The organism is Microtetraspora sp. NBRC 13810 (assembly GCF_030268685.1).
In the GTDB taxonomy this organism is placed as follows: domain Bacteria; phylum Actinomycetota; class Actinomycetes; order Streptosporangiales; family Streptosporangiaceae; genus BSRQ01.
This window is the reverse complement of the sequence record NZ_BSRQ01000007.1, coordinates 127,364-141,074: the sequence shown is the minus strand read 5'-3', so window position 1 is coordinate 141,074 and position 13,711 is coordinate 127,364. Positions and strand designations below refer to the sequence as shown.

13 protein-coding genes are annotated in these 13,711 nt (G+C 71.9%); 8 read left to right on the top strand and 5 right to left on the bottom strand.

The genetic code is table 11. The features are described 5' to 3' along the window. Positions 1-39: 39 nt before the first annotated feature. Positions 40-1,323: a PP2C family protein-serine/threonine phosphatase gene (locus QSK26_RS16215; protein WP_285775967.1), complete on the bottom strand. Its 1,284-nt coding sequence runs from the start codon at positions 1,321-1,323 to the stop codon at positions 40-42. Between the two features lie 217 nt (positions 1,324-1,540). On the opposite strand from QSK26_RS16215, the gene QSK26_RS16210 reads away from it, so the two are divergent. Beyond that, positions 1,541-2,650: a M24 family metallopeptidase gene (locus QSK26_RS16210; protein WP_285775966.1), complete on the top strand. Its 1,110-nt coding sequence runs from the start codon at positions 1,541-1,543 to the stop codon at positions 2,648-2,650. 79 nt (positions 2,651-2,729) lie between these two features. Beyond that, complete coding sequence (locus QSK26_RS16205; protein ID WP_285775965.1) at positions 2,730-3,875, top strand: acyl-CoA dehydrogenase family protein; 1,146 nt, start codon at positions 2,730-2,732, stop codon at positions 3,873-3,875. Between the two features lie 293 nt (positions 3,876-4,168). On the opposite strand, the gene QSK26_RS16200 is transcribed toward QSK26_RS16205, so the two are convergent. Then, entirely contained in the window at positions 4,169-4,657 is a 489-nt protein-coding gene (locus tag QSK26_RS16200) for an NUDIX domain-containing protein (RefSeq protein WP_502888714.1), read from the bottom strand. A gap of 600 nt (positions 4,658-5,257) precedes the next feature. Here QSK26_RS16200 and QSK26_RS16195 point away from each other — a divergent pair. Further along, positions 5,258-5,989 carry a DUF2786 domain-containing protein gene (locus QSK26_RS16195; RefSeq protein ID WP_285775963.1) on the top strand — a complete coding sequence of 244 codons (732 nt, stop codon included), beginning with the start codon at positions 5,258-5,260 and terminating at the stop codon, positions 5,987-5,989. 60 nt (positions 5,990-6,049) lie between these two features. Here the strand turns inward: QSK26_RS16195 and QSK26_RS16190 are convergent, their stop codons facing one another. Further along, positions 6,050-7,426, bottom strand: coding sequence for a ricin-type beta-trefoil lectin domain protein (locus QSK26_RS16190; protein ID WP_285775962.1), 1,377 nt, complete (start codon positions 7,424-7,426; stop codon positions 6,050-6,052). Positions 7,427-7,624: 198 nt separating this feature from the next. On the opposite strand from QSK26_RS16190, the gene QSK26_RS16185 reads away from it, so the two are divergent. The 3 genes from QSK26_RS16185 (at position 7,625) to QSK26_RS16175 (ending at position 9,637) form a co-directional block, all read left to right on the top strand. Further along, on the top strand, positions 7,625-8,785 hold the full coding sequence (locus QSK26_RS16185) for a hypothetical protein (protein ID WP_285775961.1): 1,161 nt from the start codon (positions 7,625-7,627) through the stop codon (positions 8,783-8,785). Between the two features lie 140 nt (positions 8,786-8,925). Then, complete coding sequence (locus tag QSK26_RS16180; protein WP_285775960.1) at positions 8,926-9,222, top strand: hypothetical protein; 297 nt, start codon at positions 8,926-8,928, stop codon at positions 9,220-9,222. Next, positions 9,200-9,637 carry a YbaB/EbfC family nucleoid-associated protein gene (locus tag QSK26_RS16175; RefSeq protein WP_285775959.1) on the top strand — a complete coding sequence of 146 codons (438 nt, stop codon included), beginning with the start codon at positions 9,200-9,202 and terminating at the stop codon, positions 9,635-9,637. The genes QSK26_RS16180 and QSK26_RS16175 overlap by 23 nt, the downstream gene beginning before the upstream one ends. Before the next feature lie 68 nt (positions 9,638-9,705). Here the strand turns inward: QSK26_RS16175 and QSK26_RS16170 are convergent, their stop codons facing one another. Both QSK26_RS16170 and QSK26_RS16165 read right to left on the bottom strand, forming a co-directional pair. After that, positions 9,706-11,166, bottom strand: coding sequence for a LysM peptidoglycan-binding domain-containing protein (locus QSK26_RS16170; protein WP_285775958.1), 1,461 nt, complete (start codon positions 11,164-11,166; stop codon positions 9,706-9,708). Positions 11,167-11,628: 462 nt separating this feature from the next. Then, positions 11,629-12,135 carry an XdhC family protein gene (locus tag QSK26_RS16165; protein WP_285775957.1) on the bottom strand — a complete coding sequence of 169 codons (507 nt, stop codon included), beginning with the start codon at positions 12,133-12,135 and terminating at the stop codon, positions 11,629-11,631. Positions 12,136-12,255: 120 nt separating this feature from the next. On the opposite strand from QSK26_RS16165, the gene QSK26_RS16160 reads away from it, so the two are divergent. Both QSK26_RS16160 and QSK26_RS16155 read left to right on the top strand, forming a co-directional pair. Next, positions 12,256-13,221, top strand: a complete 966-nt coding sequence (locus QSK26_RS16160; protein ID WP_285775956.1) for a DMT family transporter — start codon at positions 12,256-12,258, stop codon at positions 13,219-13,221. Positions 13,222-13,231: 10 nt separating this feature from the next. After that, the gene (locus QSK26_RS16155; protein ID WP_285775955.1) at positions 13,232-13,609 is read left to right on the top strand and encodes an STAS domain-containing protein; all 378 of its coding nucleotides are present in this window, start codon (positions 13,232-13,234) and stop codon (positions 13,607-13,609) included. Positions 13,610-13,711 lie beyond the last annotated feature (102 nt).

The window sequence follows — 13,711 nt, the reverse complement described above, 5'->3', positions numbered from 1 at the left end:
GTGGCCTGGGGTCGGTGGCCTGGGGTCAGTGGCCTGGGGTCAGTGGCGCAGGGTGACGGCGAGGAGGCAGGCGTCGTCTTCGGGGTTGGGGCCGCCCACCGACTCCAGGAGGCGGTCGAGGCCGCGCTCGACGTCGTCGGCGCGCAGGCCGCCGGTGGCCGCCAGGGTCAGCGCCAGCCCCTCGCCGAGGTCCCGCCGGCGCCGCTCGACCAGCCCGTCGGTGAACAGCAGCAGCACGTCGTCCTCGCGCAGCGTGACCCGGGCCAGCTCGTACGGCCACTCACCGGCGCCGAGCACCACGCCCTCGGGAGCGGGCAGCTGCCCGGCGACCCCGTCCCTGATGAGGATCGGCGACAGGTGGCCGGCCTGGGCCCAGGTGAACTCGCCGGTGGCCGGGTCGAGGTGGCCCACCACGGCGGTGGCGGTGGTGTCGTCGAGGCGGTGCCGCGCCAGGTCGTTGAGCCAGGCGAGCAGGCGGTCGGCGGACAGGCCGGTCATGGACAGGCCGAGCAGCGCGTGCCGGAGCTGGGCCATCTGGGCGACCGCGGGCAGGCCGTGGCCGGCGACGTCGCCGATCGCGAGGAGCACCCGCCCGTCGGGCAGCGGCGCCGCCTCGTACCAGTCGCCGCCCAGGCTCGCGGCCTTCTCGGCGGGCACGTAACGCACGGCGACCCGGGTGCGCGGCAGCTCGATCGACGCGCCGGGGGCGGGCAGGATCGCGTCGCGCAGGGCGAGCGTCACGTGCCGGTCCACCGCGGCCTGCTCGCGCACCTCCAGCAGCTGCCGCCGGGACTCCGACGCGATCTGCTCGGCCGCGCGCCGGTCGGTGATGTCCTGGATCAGGCCGTGCACGGCGGCGGGCCCGCTCTCGCCCGGCACCGGCTCCAGCACCGCCAGCAGGTACCGGACCTCGCTCACCGGCGCTCCGGCGCCCTCCCCGGCGCGCCGGATCCGGAACTCGGCGTGCACCGGGTCCCGCCCCTCGTGCACGTCCCACAGCAGCCGCTCCAGGATCGGCAGGTCGGCGGGCTCGACGTAGGCCGGCAGGTCGGTGAGCCGGATCGGGCCCTGGGGGAGGGAACGGCCGAAGATGACGTAGAGGTGGTCGGACCAGAAGGCGTCGCCGGTGCGCAGGTCCCACTCCGCCCAGCCCATGTTGCCGAGCCGCTGCGCGTGGGCGAGCAGCTCGGAGGCCCGGCCGGCGGGATGTCGCCGGTCGGGGCCCTGGGTCAGGCGCTGCACCATCTCCGCCGCGGTCATGGGGGGCGGGGGGACGGCGGTGCGGTCGTTCAGTGGGGGGAGGGACGGCTGGTAGCCTCCCACGACGCCGACCATAGGACTCGCTCTCGGTTATCGGATGGATTGGGGTATTTGCCCAACAAAACGTGATTAGCTTTGAACGGAGTGTAGCGATACCCCGCCTCGGCTGCGAAAGGTTTTCGCGGATTTTCGGGCTCGCGTCGTAGATCCTGCCGTGCCACGGGAGCGGTCGCGCGCCCGGGGGGAGCGATGATCGGCGGCGGGGCCGTAGATTGGTCCGGTGAGTTCTGACGACCTGTACCCCGTGACCCGCCTGGCCGCCGTGCGCGAGGCCACCGCCCGCGCCGGCATCGGCGCCCTGCTCCTCACCCCAGGGCCCGACCTGCGTTACGTCACCGGCTACGAGGCGCACGTGCTGGAGCGGCTGACCTGCCTGGTGGTGCCCGCCGAGGGCGACGCCTTCCTCATGGTCCCCCGGCTGGAGCTGGCCGCCGCCGAGCACTCGCCCGCCTCGCGGCTGGGCGTGGAATTCGTGCCGTGGCAGGAGACCGACGACCCCTACGCGCAGGTGGCCAGGCGTCTCGGGCCGGTGGCCAAGGTGGGCCTGGCCGACCGGATGTGGGCGATGACCTCGCTGCGCTTCCGCGACGCGCTGCCCGGGACCGAGCAGGTGCTCGCCGGGTCGGTGCTGCGTGACCTGCGCATGCGCAAGAGTCCCGCCGAGGCGGCGGCGCTGCGCGAGGCCGGCGCGGCGATCGACGCGGTGCACGCGCAGGTCCCCGGGTTCCTGCGGGCCGGGCGCACCGAGCGCGAGGTGGGCAGGGACATCGCCGACGCCATCATCGCGGCCGGTCACGAGACCGTCGACTTCGTCATCGTCGGCTCGGGGCCCAACGGCGCGAGCCCGCACCACGAGCTGTCCGACCGTGTCATCCAGGCCGGCGAGCCGGTCGTCGTCGACATCGGCGGCCGCATGCCCAGCGGTTACTGTTCCGACTCCACCCGCGTCTACTCCGTGGGCGAGCCGCCGGCCGAGTTCGCCGCCTACTACGACGTGCTCCGGCGGGCCCAGGAGGCCGCGTGCGCCGCCGTACGGCCGGGCGCGACCTGCGAGTCGATCGACGCCGCCGCCCGCGAGGTGATCGCGGAGGCCGGTCACGGCGAGCGCTTCTTCCACCGCACCGGCCACGGCATCGGCCTGGAGACGCACGAGGACCCCTACATCGTCGCGGGCAACGCCGAGCCGCTGGCCCCCGGCTTCGCCTTCTCCGTCGAGCCCGGCATCTACCTCGCGGGCGCGCACGGCGCGCGCATCGAGGACATCGTGATCTGCACGGAGACCGGCGGCGAGCGGGTCAACCACCGGCCCCGCGAGCTCGTCGTCGTCTGACCGCCGACCTCGCGATCAGGGGCGCGGCACGGGCTGTAAGAATGCGGGTGAAGGCTGCTGCGATCTGGAGTGTGCGGAGATGACCGTTGAGCGTGCCCTGCCCACGCAGGAGGCGCACGACCTGCTGGACCTCGTCAGGGAACTGGCCGGGAAGGAGGTCGCGCCGAGGGCGGCGGCTCAGGAGGCGGCGGGGGAGTTCCCGCGTGAGGTCTTCCGCACGCTCGGCGCCGCCGGGCTGCTCGGCCTGCCCTACCCGGAGGAGCACGGCGGAGCCGGTCAGCTCTACGAGGTCTACCTGCACGTCGTGGAGGAGCTCGCGGCGAGCTGGCTGGCGGTCGGGCTCGGGCTGTCGGTGCACACGCTGTCCTGCTTCCCGGTCGCCGCGTTCGGCACGGCCGCGCAGCGTGAGTCGCTGCTGCCGGCGATGCTCGGCGGGGAGCTGCTCGGCGCCTACTGCCTGTCGGAGCCGCAGTCCGGCTCGGACGCCGCGGCGCTGCGCACCCGCGCCGTCCGCGACGGCGACGGCTACGCCGTGGACGGCGTGAAGGCGTGGATCACCCACGGCGGCGTGGCCGACTTCTACACCCTGATGGCCAGGACCGGAGAGGACGGCCCGCGGGGCATCTCCTGCCTGCACGTGCCCGCCGGCCTCGACGGCCTGTCCTTCGGCGCCGCCGAGCGCAAGATGGGCATGCGCTCCTCGCCGACCGCCCAGGTCCGCCTCGACGGCGTACGGCTCCCGCACGACGCGCTGATCGGCGCCGAGGGGGAGGGCTTCCGCATCGCCATGGCCTCACTGGACGGCGGCCGGCTCGGCATCGCCGCGTGCGCGGTCGGCGTCGCCCAGGCCGCGCTCGACACCGCCGTCGGGTACGCGAGAGAGCGCCGCCAGTTCGGTTCCCGGATCGCCGACTTCCAGGGGCTGTCCTTCATGCTGGCCGACATGGCGACCCAGGTCGCCGCCGCGCGGGCCCTCTACCTGGAGGCCGCCCGGCTGCGCGACGCCGGCCGGCCGTACGCGACGAAGGCGGCGATGGCCAAGCTGTTCGCCACCGACGTGTGCATGAAGGTCACCACCGACGCCGTGCAGGTCCTCGGCGGGTACGGCTACGTGGAGGACTTCCCGGCCGAGCGGTACATGCGCGAGGCCAAGGTGCTGCAGATCGTCGAGGGGACGAACCAGATCCAGCGGCTCGTCATCGGCCGGGCGATCACCAAGGAGTGACGGTCACCCGCCGACCGGAGTCCGGCGCGGTCCGGGCCGGGGGCGGGGAAGCGGGGGAGGCCGCCGCTGATCGCGGTGAGCCTCTCCGGCAGGCCCGGCCTGGCGAAGCCCTCCCTGGGGCCGGCCAGCATGCCGCCGAGGTCGGCCATGGCGCGCAACAGGTCGCCGTTCGCCGGGCCGGCAGCAGGGCCGTGGTCAGGCCGGTGAACCCGGCTCCCATCACGATGACGTCCGGCATGTCGATCTCCTCGCGATATCGTGTGATCGACATCTTGGCCCCGGGGCCGCTCACTTCACAGTTCGAGTCGCCGCCCGGGGCCCGGCCCTGCCCTTCGGGCCAACCGGCCCAGGAAGACGTCCAGGACCTGGACGCGGTCGCCGAGCGGTCGCACGCCGTCCCACCAGCAGATGGCGCCGATCTCGTGGTCCGGCGTGAAGCCGTCCTGCGGCGTGGCCTCGGCGGTGTAGAGGGCCGCGTACTCCGCCCGCCGCTCGGCTCCCAGCGCGAACCGCGCGTACCCCGCGAACGCGAGGTGCCCCACCGTGTGCCCGGTCTCCTCACGGAGCTCCCGGACAGCCGCCTGGCGAGGGGTCTCACCGGGGTCGATCATGCCCCCCGGCAGCTCCCAGCACGCGCGGTAGCGGTTGAGGACGAGGAGCAGCCGATCGCCGTGCCACAACGCCACCAGCGCGAGCGGCAGCGGGGCGTCCTCGAACCGCGTCTCCTCCGCGACCGGGTGGAACGCCACCAGCGCGTCGCCCGACTCGTCCACGGCGAGCACCTCGCCCAACGCCCCCTCCTGTCCGTCCCTGCTTCTTCTGTGCTCATCGCCGATCCGCGCTCCGGCCGGCCTCCCGCCGTCCTCGCGCCCTCGCCGGACGGCCGGTAATGCCGATCATCGCCCGCGGGATTCGTCGCCGCCATTCCGTACGGCGGGGCGAAGGCGAATGCATCCGCATGATAGGCATATTCGCCGATGTCGTCCGAGGTGTTACTGGTTACATTTAAGCAACTGCGGACTAGGCCCGCGGATGGCGAGGGAAACCCTGCCGCGCGACCGAAGAGCTCCCCCCAGCGCATACCGGCCGCGCGGCACCTCGGCGTGCAGACACCGCCGATCATGAGTGACCACCTGGGGCGTCGCGTCCCTGCTGAGCGGCTGTTCTGAGGGCGGAAGAAAACTGCAAGATTGATCAAATCCTCGGCCGTAACGCTGGATTTGCGGAAATCGCCCGGCAATATCGTTAATTGCTTGGCCGGGCAGAGGCTGAGTGCGGATGAGCTGATCGCGTTTCCGCGGCGAACCGTGCGCTTCTCCCGCGCGGACCTGGAGGTGGCTTCCGCCCACCGGGCACCGGGCGCCTCTATCCTCTGAGGCACTATGACCACCTCGGACGACCACGGCGGGAGAGTCCTCGGCCGGGTGCGCAAGCTGCTCGCCAAGGCTGAGGGCACCGACAACGAGCACGAGCGCGACACCTTTCTCGCCGCGGCGACCTCGCTCATGGCCAGGTACGGCATCGAACAGGCCATGCTCGGCGACGCCCAGCCCGGCGCCGGGCCGGGAACACGCCTGGTCTACGTCCCGGGCCCGTGGGCGGACGAGAAGGCCGGGCTCGTCTACCTCACAGCCGAAGCCCTGCGCTGCAAGTGCGTCCTCGTGGGCAAGAAGAACAACGAGCGGGGCGTGCATCTCTTCGGCTTCGCCGCCGACCTGGAACGCGCCGAACTGCTCTACACCTCCCTGCTGCTGCAGATGGCCACCGGTCTCGCCCGCGCCGTCGTGCCACCTGGAACGACGTCCCCTCGCGCCTGGCGCAGGTCGTGGCTGCTCGGGTTCGTCAGCGCGGCGGCCGAGCGCGTGCAGACCGCCGAGCGGCACGCGGAAGCCGAGGCGAAGGTCACGCCTTCGGGCGAGAGGGGCACGGAGCTGGTCCTGGCGCGCCGGGAGGGACTGGTCACGGAGGCGTTCCGCCGGGAGTACCCCAAGGTGCGGATGTCCAGGCCACGGTCGAGCGGGACCGGTTACCAGGACGGCGCCGCCGCGGGACGCCGGGCGGACCTCGGCGGGACGGGCCTCGGCCCCGGCCCGCACCGCCCACTGGGCCGCTGACCACCGGCGCACCTGCCTGCCCCGGCCGCGGAAGACCGCGCCGGGGCAGGCCGCTTGCGGTCAGAAGCCCGCGGTGATGCGGGTGAAGTCCCAGTTGTTCTGGGGGACGCCGCTGCAGGTGTCCTGGAGGGTGCCGCCGGGGCAGGGGCGGTCACGGTTGACGGACCAGAAGGCGAGGCGGGTGAGGCCCCTGGCCCTGGCCCAGTCGCGGATCTGGGTCCAGGCCGCGGTGGTGGTCGTCTCGCGCTGGTCGGACAGGCCGTTCATGCCGGAGATGCCCATATGGGCGTAGGCCGTGGCGTCGTTCCACCCGAAGGCGGACTTCAGGGCGTTCTTCAGGCCCTCGGCGGCGCTGACGGTGTTCTGGTAGATGTTGGAGCCGCCGAAGTTGAACGGCATGATCGTGTAGTTGTCGATCGGGACGGCGAGTTCACGCGACCGGTTGATGAGCCGGATGCCCGCGGCGTCGGGACCGTTGATCCCGGTGCCGAAGGTGACGACCACCTTGACGCCGGGGTTGTTCTGCTTGACGATCTTCAAACCGTTGAGGATGCGGTCCTGGACCGTGTAGTTGGTGAACTCGTCGCTGTTCTCGATGTCGAAGTCGACCACCGCCGGGCCGACCGCGTTGATGACCTGCTGGACCGCCGCGGCGTAGGCGGCCGGGGTGGCGCAGTTGGGGCCGAGCTTGTTGCCCGACCAGCCGCCGAAGGACACCTGGACGCTGCCGCCCGCCGCCTTGATCGCGGAGATCGTCTGCGCGTCGGTGCCGCCGGTCAGCGGCCTGGAGCCGTCCCACCTCGGCGTGCAGCCGCCGCCGGACAGGATGAACGCCATGGTGAACGACCGCACACCGGTGGCGCTCATCACCGAGGTGGCGCTGGGCGGGCTGCCCCAGCCCATGTAGAGGTACGGCGCGCCGGCCATCTTCCCGGGGGCGGGCGGGTTGCCGCCTCCGCCGGTCGGCAGGGTCCACCGCTGGTTGGCGCCCGCGAAGCAGTCCCACAGCTGGAGCGGGGTGCCGTCCGCGGAACTCGGGCCGGTGGCGTCCAGGCACTTGCCGAGGGCGCGCAGGGTGCCGTCGGGGGCGGCGGTCCAGGTCTGCGCGGCGCTGCCGTTGCAGTCGTAGATCTGCACCTTCGTGCCGTTGGCGTTGCTCGCCGCGGCCACGTCGAGGCACTTGCCGAGCGCGCGGATGGTGCCGTCGGCGCCGGTCGTCCACTGCTGGGCGGAGGAGCCGTTGCAGGTGTAGAGCTGCACCTGGGTGCCGTTGGCGCTGTTCGCGGCGGCGACGTCGACGCACTTGCCGCCGTAGCCGGTGATCTGACCGGTGGCCGCGTGGGCGGGGGAGCCGCCCATCACGGCGAACGGCACCGCCATCACAAGGGCGCCCAGGGCCGTCCAGAGCCGGGAACGCCGGGAGACTTCACGCTTCATGGGGGGTGTCGCTTTCTGCGAGGGGGTGATGCGTGTCGTACGAGGTGGGACGGGGTGAACACCTCCTCGACCGAAGGATCTATTAGGAAGGTTTCCTTTAAATTAGAGACATTCAACTATCGGTAACACCCGGAGTCAAGGCCGGATCCGAGGCGGTGAGGGTGGGCAGGGGCCGGGCGGGCGTGTTATCACCACAGGGTGGATCTGGTCTGGGTGGCAGGAGCCTGGGGCGTGTGGTTCGCCGCCTGTCGGGTGGCGTTCGCGGTGAGCGGGCGGTGGGTCCCGCCGGTGCGGGTGTCCGGGGTTCCGGTGCCCGCGGCGGTGCTCGGGCTGGTCAGGGGGCGGCCGGCCCGCGCGCAGTACGTCGCGACCGTGCTCGACCTGGGCGGGCGCGGATGGCTCGACGTGGACCGGGCCCGGGTGGCCCTGCCGGGGGAGCCGCCGGCGGAGAGCCTGTGGGAGCACGAGCGGTACGTGCTGCGCCAGGTGGCGGCGAGGATGGCCGGCGCCGGTGACGCGCCGCTCGGGGCGGTCGTGCCGGGGGCCGCGGACCTGCGGCGCGAGTTCACCGGGCTCGTCCGGCGAAGCGCCGGGGAACTCGGCCTCGCCGGGCCGCGATGGCGTACGAGAGCCGTGCCCGTGCTGCTGGCCGTGACGTTGCTCGTGCCCGGGTCCCTGTCGCTCGGCCTGGTGGACTGGGGGATCTTCGAAGTGGGCGGGTTCGTGGCGTTGCTGGCCGCCTCGTGGGGGATCGGCAGGGGGATCCCCCGGTACCGGATCACCCCGGCCGGGCGCGCCCTCGCCGCGTCGGACGCGGTGGAGCCGGTGGGGGACCGGCGCACGGCGGAGGCGGCGGCGGAGCTCGGCCGGGCGCGTGAGGCGGAGACGTGGTCGGCGCGGAACGGGCGGTGGCGCCGGGTCGAGGTCGACAGGACGCCGTCGCCCGACTCGCCCTGGGCCGCCGGGCTGGGCGCGGTCGTCGCCCTGGGAGTGGGCGCCGGGGTCCAGTGGCTCGACCACTGGGGGGCCAGGGTGATCGGGGCGCTGTTCCTGCTGGCCGGCCTCCTCGGCGCCGCGGAAACGGTGCGCGGCCTGCGCCGCAACCGCGTCCTGCCCCGCCGTGCCGAGGTGGCCGGGCGGGTCGTGTCGCTGTGGACGCACGACCGGCACGCGGGTGAGCACAGAACGGTCACCGAGTACTACGCCGCGGTGGACGAGGACGGCGTCGAGGCGGCCGTGTCCTACCAGGTGGGGGAGGACTTCCACCGGCGGGTCACGACCGGCGACTCGGTCCGGCTGCTGGTCGATCCGCGCAGACGCAGGCTCGTCGAGGTCATCAGGCACGAGCGCCCCGAATAGGAACATCGTCCCGGTTTGTGCCCGCGGACCATCGATGACATAGGTGCGAATATTTCGTATGATCGGCGTAAACGGGTGTTAACAAGGGGGTTGTTGTGGCTGGTGAGATCGGTTACGAATATGCCTCTGGCGAGTTGAGCGTGGGAGCGAAGACGGCCGCGGAGTCGAGCGATCTGCTGGCTGCCCCGCTGGAGGCGTTCATGATGGACGCCGGGCCCACGCCGTCGTGCTTCGGGCTGGTGCCGCAGGGGTCGGACGAACTGGCGAAGCAGTACCAGGAGTTCTACGCCTCCACCAGCGCATGGGTGAGCAACCTGCGGACGAACGTGGCCAACGCGGGGCTGACCCTGGGACAGAGCAAGATCAACTATGATGCGGCCGACAACCCCGGCGAGTCCGTGGTGGAGGAGAATCATGTTCGCCGCCGGTTCCGGTGACTTCCGGCTGGGTGACCTGGATCGGGTCGTGGAGCAGGCGGAGCAGGCACGGCTCCGCCTGGAGGTCATGCGCAGCGAGTTCGAGGGGATCAACGGCGAGGGGGAGAGCGCGAACGGCAGGATCCGGGCGCGCAGCGACGCCGAGGGGCGGATCCTCGAGGTCGTGGTCGCCCCCGGCGCCATGGAACTGGGCAGCAGAGACCTCGGCGAAGAGATCACGCTGGCCGTACGGCGCGCCCAGGACGACAGCGCGCTGCGGCGCGAGCAGGTGATGCGCGAGGCCGCCGGGCAGTCGCCGCGCACGCCCGAGGAGATCGTCGAGCAACTCGGCGAGATCGCCCACCGTTTCAATCGCGCCATGGACGAGCAGGAGGCCCGCCTCGACCTGATCCTCAGGGACATGGGCGAACGGTAGGAGAGCGTACGACGACCCCGTGGCCGGACCTCCGGCCGCGGGGTCGTCACGTGACGGGGGCGCGTGGTCTACTTCCGGGGGATCGTGAAGGTCATGTCGGGCTGGATCTTCGTCGGATCCGGTCCGATGAGCTGGCGGTTGGCCTCGTAGATGTCCCGCCAGCGGGTGCCGTCGCCGTACACCTGCTCCGCGATGTCCCACAGCGAGTTCTCGCCCGCCCGACGCTGGACCGGCGCCGGCTGGGTCGGCGCCGGCTGGGCCGGCGGCTCGGCGCGCTTGGGCGCGAGGGCGTCGTCGGGGATCGAGCCGGCATTGCGGAGCGTTCTGGCATCCTCGTTGATCCGCAGCGGCTCGGGGACCGGGGCGAGCGGGGTGCCGATCGGCTCGGGGAGACCGCGCAGCGCGGTGCCGGGGATGAGGCCGAAGAACGAGCCGAGTCCCATGACCATCTTGGGGTCCCTGATGCCGACCTTGCCGAACAACCCGCCCATGGAGGCATTGAAAACGCCGGACACCAGGCCGAACTTGGCGTAGTTCTGGGCGACCTCGCTCCAGGGCTTGCCCTCCAGTCGGTCGTTCATGATCGAGGGGATCGAGCCGGCTGTGAAACCGGCCATGAAGTTCATCCGCACGGGGTGCCTGGCCGCCAGACCGGTCCAGACCGTGGAGCTGAACGGCAGGGCGCCCGCGACCCAGGAGGCCTTGTTCATCTGGGCGTAACCGAGGCCGAACGGCGTGATGAACGACTGGCCGTTCATCATCCGGCCGAGGCCGGTGGTCACGTAGTTGCCCGTGTAGGACATGCCGAAGACTTTCCAGAAGTTCTTCATGGCCGCGAGGCTCGTCGCGCCGAACGACATGCCCTCCGACCCTGCCAGCGTCATTCCTTTGACGAGCCGGCCGTTGCCCATGTTGACCAGCAGGTCGCGAAGGTTGTTCCGCTTGAGGGCCAGCGCCGGCCGGGAGGCCAGGGTCGTGGACGTCCTGCCCTTGCCCAGGAACCTGGCGATCAGCTGTATGGGCTTCGCGAGCTTCTGCAGGTTCCACACCAGCCGCGTCATGATGGACACGGCGTAGGTGCCGGCCTTCGCGGCCATCTGCTCGCGGGCGGCCCAGGCGGCGTACTTGCCCATCGCTCCGAAGGCCACCGAGATGACCGCGCTGGCCGCGATCGCCTCGCCGATGGACTTGAGCAGTTCGACCAGCGCCCGCTTGGTCTCGTGGCTCGCCTGCTTGGCCATGCCGAGGACCTCGGTCACGTGGCCGAGGTTCTTGACCACGTCGGCGCGTTCCGACTGGCTGAAGTAGGTGGTGGCCATCTGCTGGTAGCGCGTCGCCGCCGCGCCGGTCCAGGTGCCATGACCTGCGAGGATCACCGGGTCGATCTGCTTGCCCACGGCGCCGAGGTCCGCGGCGAGCTTCGTGCACGCCGCGGCCATCTTGTTCAGTTGCCGCTCGTCCCGGTCGCTGCCGAGTGCCTTGATCGCGTTGATCAGAGTGGTGACGAGATCCGACAGCGAGTCAACCACGGACGCTCCCCCATGGCGCCGGCCGGCGGAGGCCCGCCGGGTCTGAGTCAGACGAATCACTCACCCGCGCCCCCGCGCGGAGACCGTGCGGACGGGCGGGGCGGGCGGGCCGGACGCGGTCACACACCGTAGCCGATGCGATATCCATGTCCCCCCCGCCCGAGATGAGCGATTTAACGCGAACGTTCGACGGCGTTAACTCCAGCGTCGATCATGTGGCGCTAGGGGCATCTAAGCATGCCGAACGATCCTCTGCCAGCCCCAGCTTTCGGGCAGGTGAGGCCCTGTGAGGAGCTCGGGTGTTCACGAGGCTAGGAGGACATGTGTTGACCTGGGGTGTTGTGGGGTAGGTGGGTTCGATGTCCTTTATGGGTAGTCGCGGAACTTTTCACTTCTGAGGCGGCCGGAAAGTGTGCGACCGCAGCGGGTGGTGAGACGCTCGCGTACGGTCGCCGCCGCCGATCAGAAGTGGAAGCCGCCCGGCCGGCCGTTACGGTCGGCGACGAGACCGGCGAGGGTGGCCAGGGCGATCTCGGCCGGGGTGCGGGAGCCGATGTTGAGGCCGATCGGGCGGTGCACCCGGGCGATCTCCCCGGCGGGCACGCCCAGCTCGGCGAGCGCCGTGACGTGCGGGCCCTCGTGCCGTGGGCTGCCCATGATGCCCACCCAGCGGACCGGCCGGGCGAGGACGTCGCGCAGGATCGGCCCCACCTCGGCGCGATGGTGGTCGGTGACCACCACGTCGGCCGTGCCGTCCAGCTCCGGCCCGGCGGCGGCCAGCGCCCCGGCGGGCGCGCGGGCCGGATCCGGCTCCAGCAGCAGCGTGCGGTAGCCGAGCTCGGCGCCGAACCTCAGCAGCAGCTCGGCGACCGGCGAGGAGAACACCGCGACGAGGGTCCGCGTCTCGCTGCCGGCCGCCGCGTCGTGGCCGAGCGCCACCTCGCATGCCGGATCGTGTACGTGGGTCACGAGACCCACCCTACGACACGGTATCCCGATCTACTTTGTAAAGGCTACAGCGATTGGTCCACAATCTCCCCGGCCGAATGGCCTTGGACGCCGGACCAATCGGTTCCTAGATTCACCGGTGTGACAGGACGAACTCCCACGCCGGACGCCTCCGCCGCCGGCCCGGTCCGGGATGACGCGGTGGCGCGGGCCGCCGGGGCGATGTTCCTGGTGGGCACCCTGGCCGCCGTGTCAGGACTGATCGCCGACTACCCGATCTACGGCGGCCAGGCGGTCCGCTACGCCGTGGCCGCCGCGTTGCTGCTGGCCGCCGCGCGGCTGCTGCGCCTGCCGTTCGTGCGGCCCACCCGGCGCGAGACGCTGCTGCTGACCGCGCTCTCGCTGACCGGGCTGGTGCTGTTCAACGTGTGCGTGATCGAGGCGACCCGGCACGCGGGGCCGGCGCTGGTCGGCACGGTGCTCGCCACGGTGCCGCTGGCTCTGGCGCTGCTGGGCGGGCGCCGGCCCGCGCCGCGCGTCGTCGCGGGCGCGGCGGTGGTGGCCGCCGGCGCCGCGGTCGCGACCGGCCTGGGCAGCGGCGACCTGCCCGCGCTGCTGTGGTCGCTGGGCGCGCTGGCCTGCGAGATGTCCTTCTCGCTGCTGGCCGTCCCGCTGCTGCCCAGACTGGGCGCGGTCCGGGTGTCGGCCTACACGACCGCGCTGGCCGTGCCGCTGCTGCTGGTGATCGGCGGGTTCGCCGAGGGCACGGGCATGCTCCGGGCGCCGACGCTTCCCGAGGCCCTGGGACTGGGATACCTGTCGGTGGTGGTCACCACGATCGCGTTCTTCCTGTGGTACAGCGCGCTGCCCAGGCTCGGCGCGGACGTGGCCGGGCTGTTCGCCGGGCTGATCCCGGTGGGCGCGATCACGACCGGCGTGGTGCTGGGCGTCGGCACGCCGTCCGGCCCGGACCTGGCGGGCGCGGCGCTGGTCGTCGCGGGAATCGTCATCGGCCTGCACGGCTCTGGGGCGCGGCGCCGACGGGGTGCCCGGACGCGGCCCGGACGGCGGCGTAGGGTGAGGGAAAGAGCCGACACTCCTGCATAGCCGGTATCCCATGACCACTCTGTCCGTGCGCACGACCCACCATGACGATTACAGCGTCCTGGCCCTGAACGGTGAGCTGGACATGACATCGACCTCCTCCCTGCTGTCGGCGGTCGACGAGGTGCTGGCGAGCGGTCGCCGGCGTCTGGTGGTGGACGCCGGGGGACTGACGTTCTGCGACTCCCACGGGCTGGACACCCTCGTCAAGGCTCAGCAGAAGGTCGTCCGCGCCGACGGCACCATGGAGCTCACCCATGTGCACGGTGTCCTGCGGCGCGTCCTGGAAATCACCAAGCTGGCCCGCGCCTTCACCATCCGGCCCGACCGCGCGGACGGCAGGCGCCTGCCCGACATCGCCCGTTTCCTGCGCTTCACCCGCTGGCATTGACCCGACCGATCCGGCGAACGCGGCGGCGGTGAGTCAGGGGGGGCTGTGGCACGCCCGGCCGGTGACTCATGTGGTCGAAGCGGGCTATTAGGATAATCCGGC

Coding starts and splice junctions, on each gene's coding strand:
- QSK26_RS16205 (WP_285775965.1), top strand. CDS start 2,730: ATGACCGTTGAGCGTGCCCTGCCCACGCAGGAGGCGCACGACCTGCTG.
- QSK26_RS16195 (WP_285775963.1), top strand. CDS start 5,258: ATGACCACCTCGGACGACCACGGCGGGAGAGTCCTCGGCCGGGTGCGC.
- QSK26_RS16190 (WP_285775962.1), bottom strand. CDS start 7,426: ATGAAGCGTGAAGTCTCCCGGCGTTCCCGGCTCTGGACGGCCCTGGGC.
- QSK26_RS16175 (WP_285775959.1), top strand. CDS start 9,200: ATGTTCGCCGCCGGTTCCGGTGACTTCCGGCTGGGTGACCTGGATCGG.
- QSK26_RS16155 (WP_285775955.1), top strand. CDS start 13,232: ATGACCACTCTGTCCGTGCGCACGACCCACCATGACGATTACAGCGTC.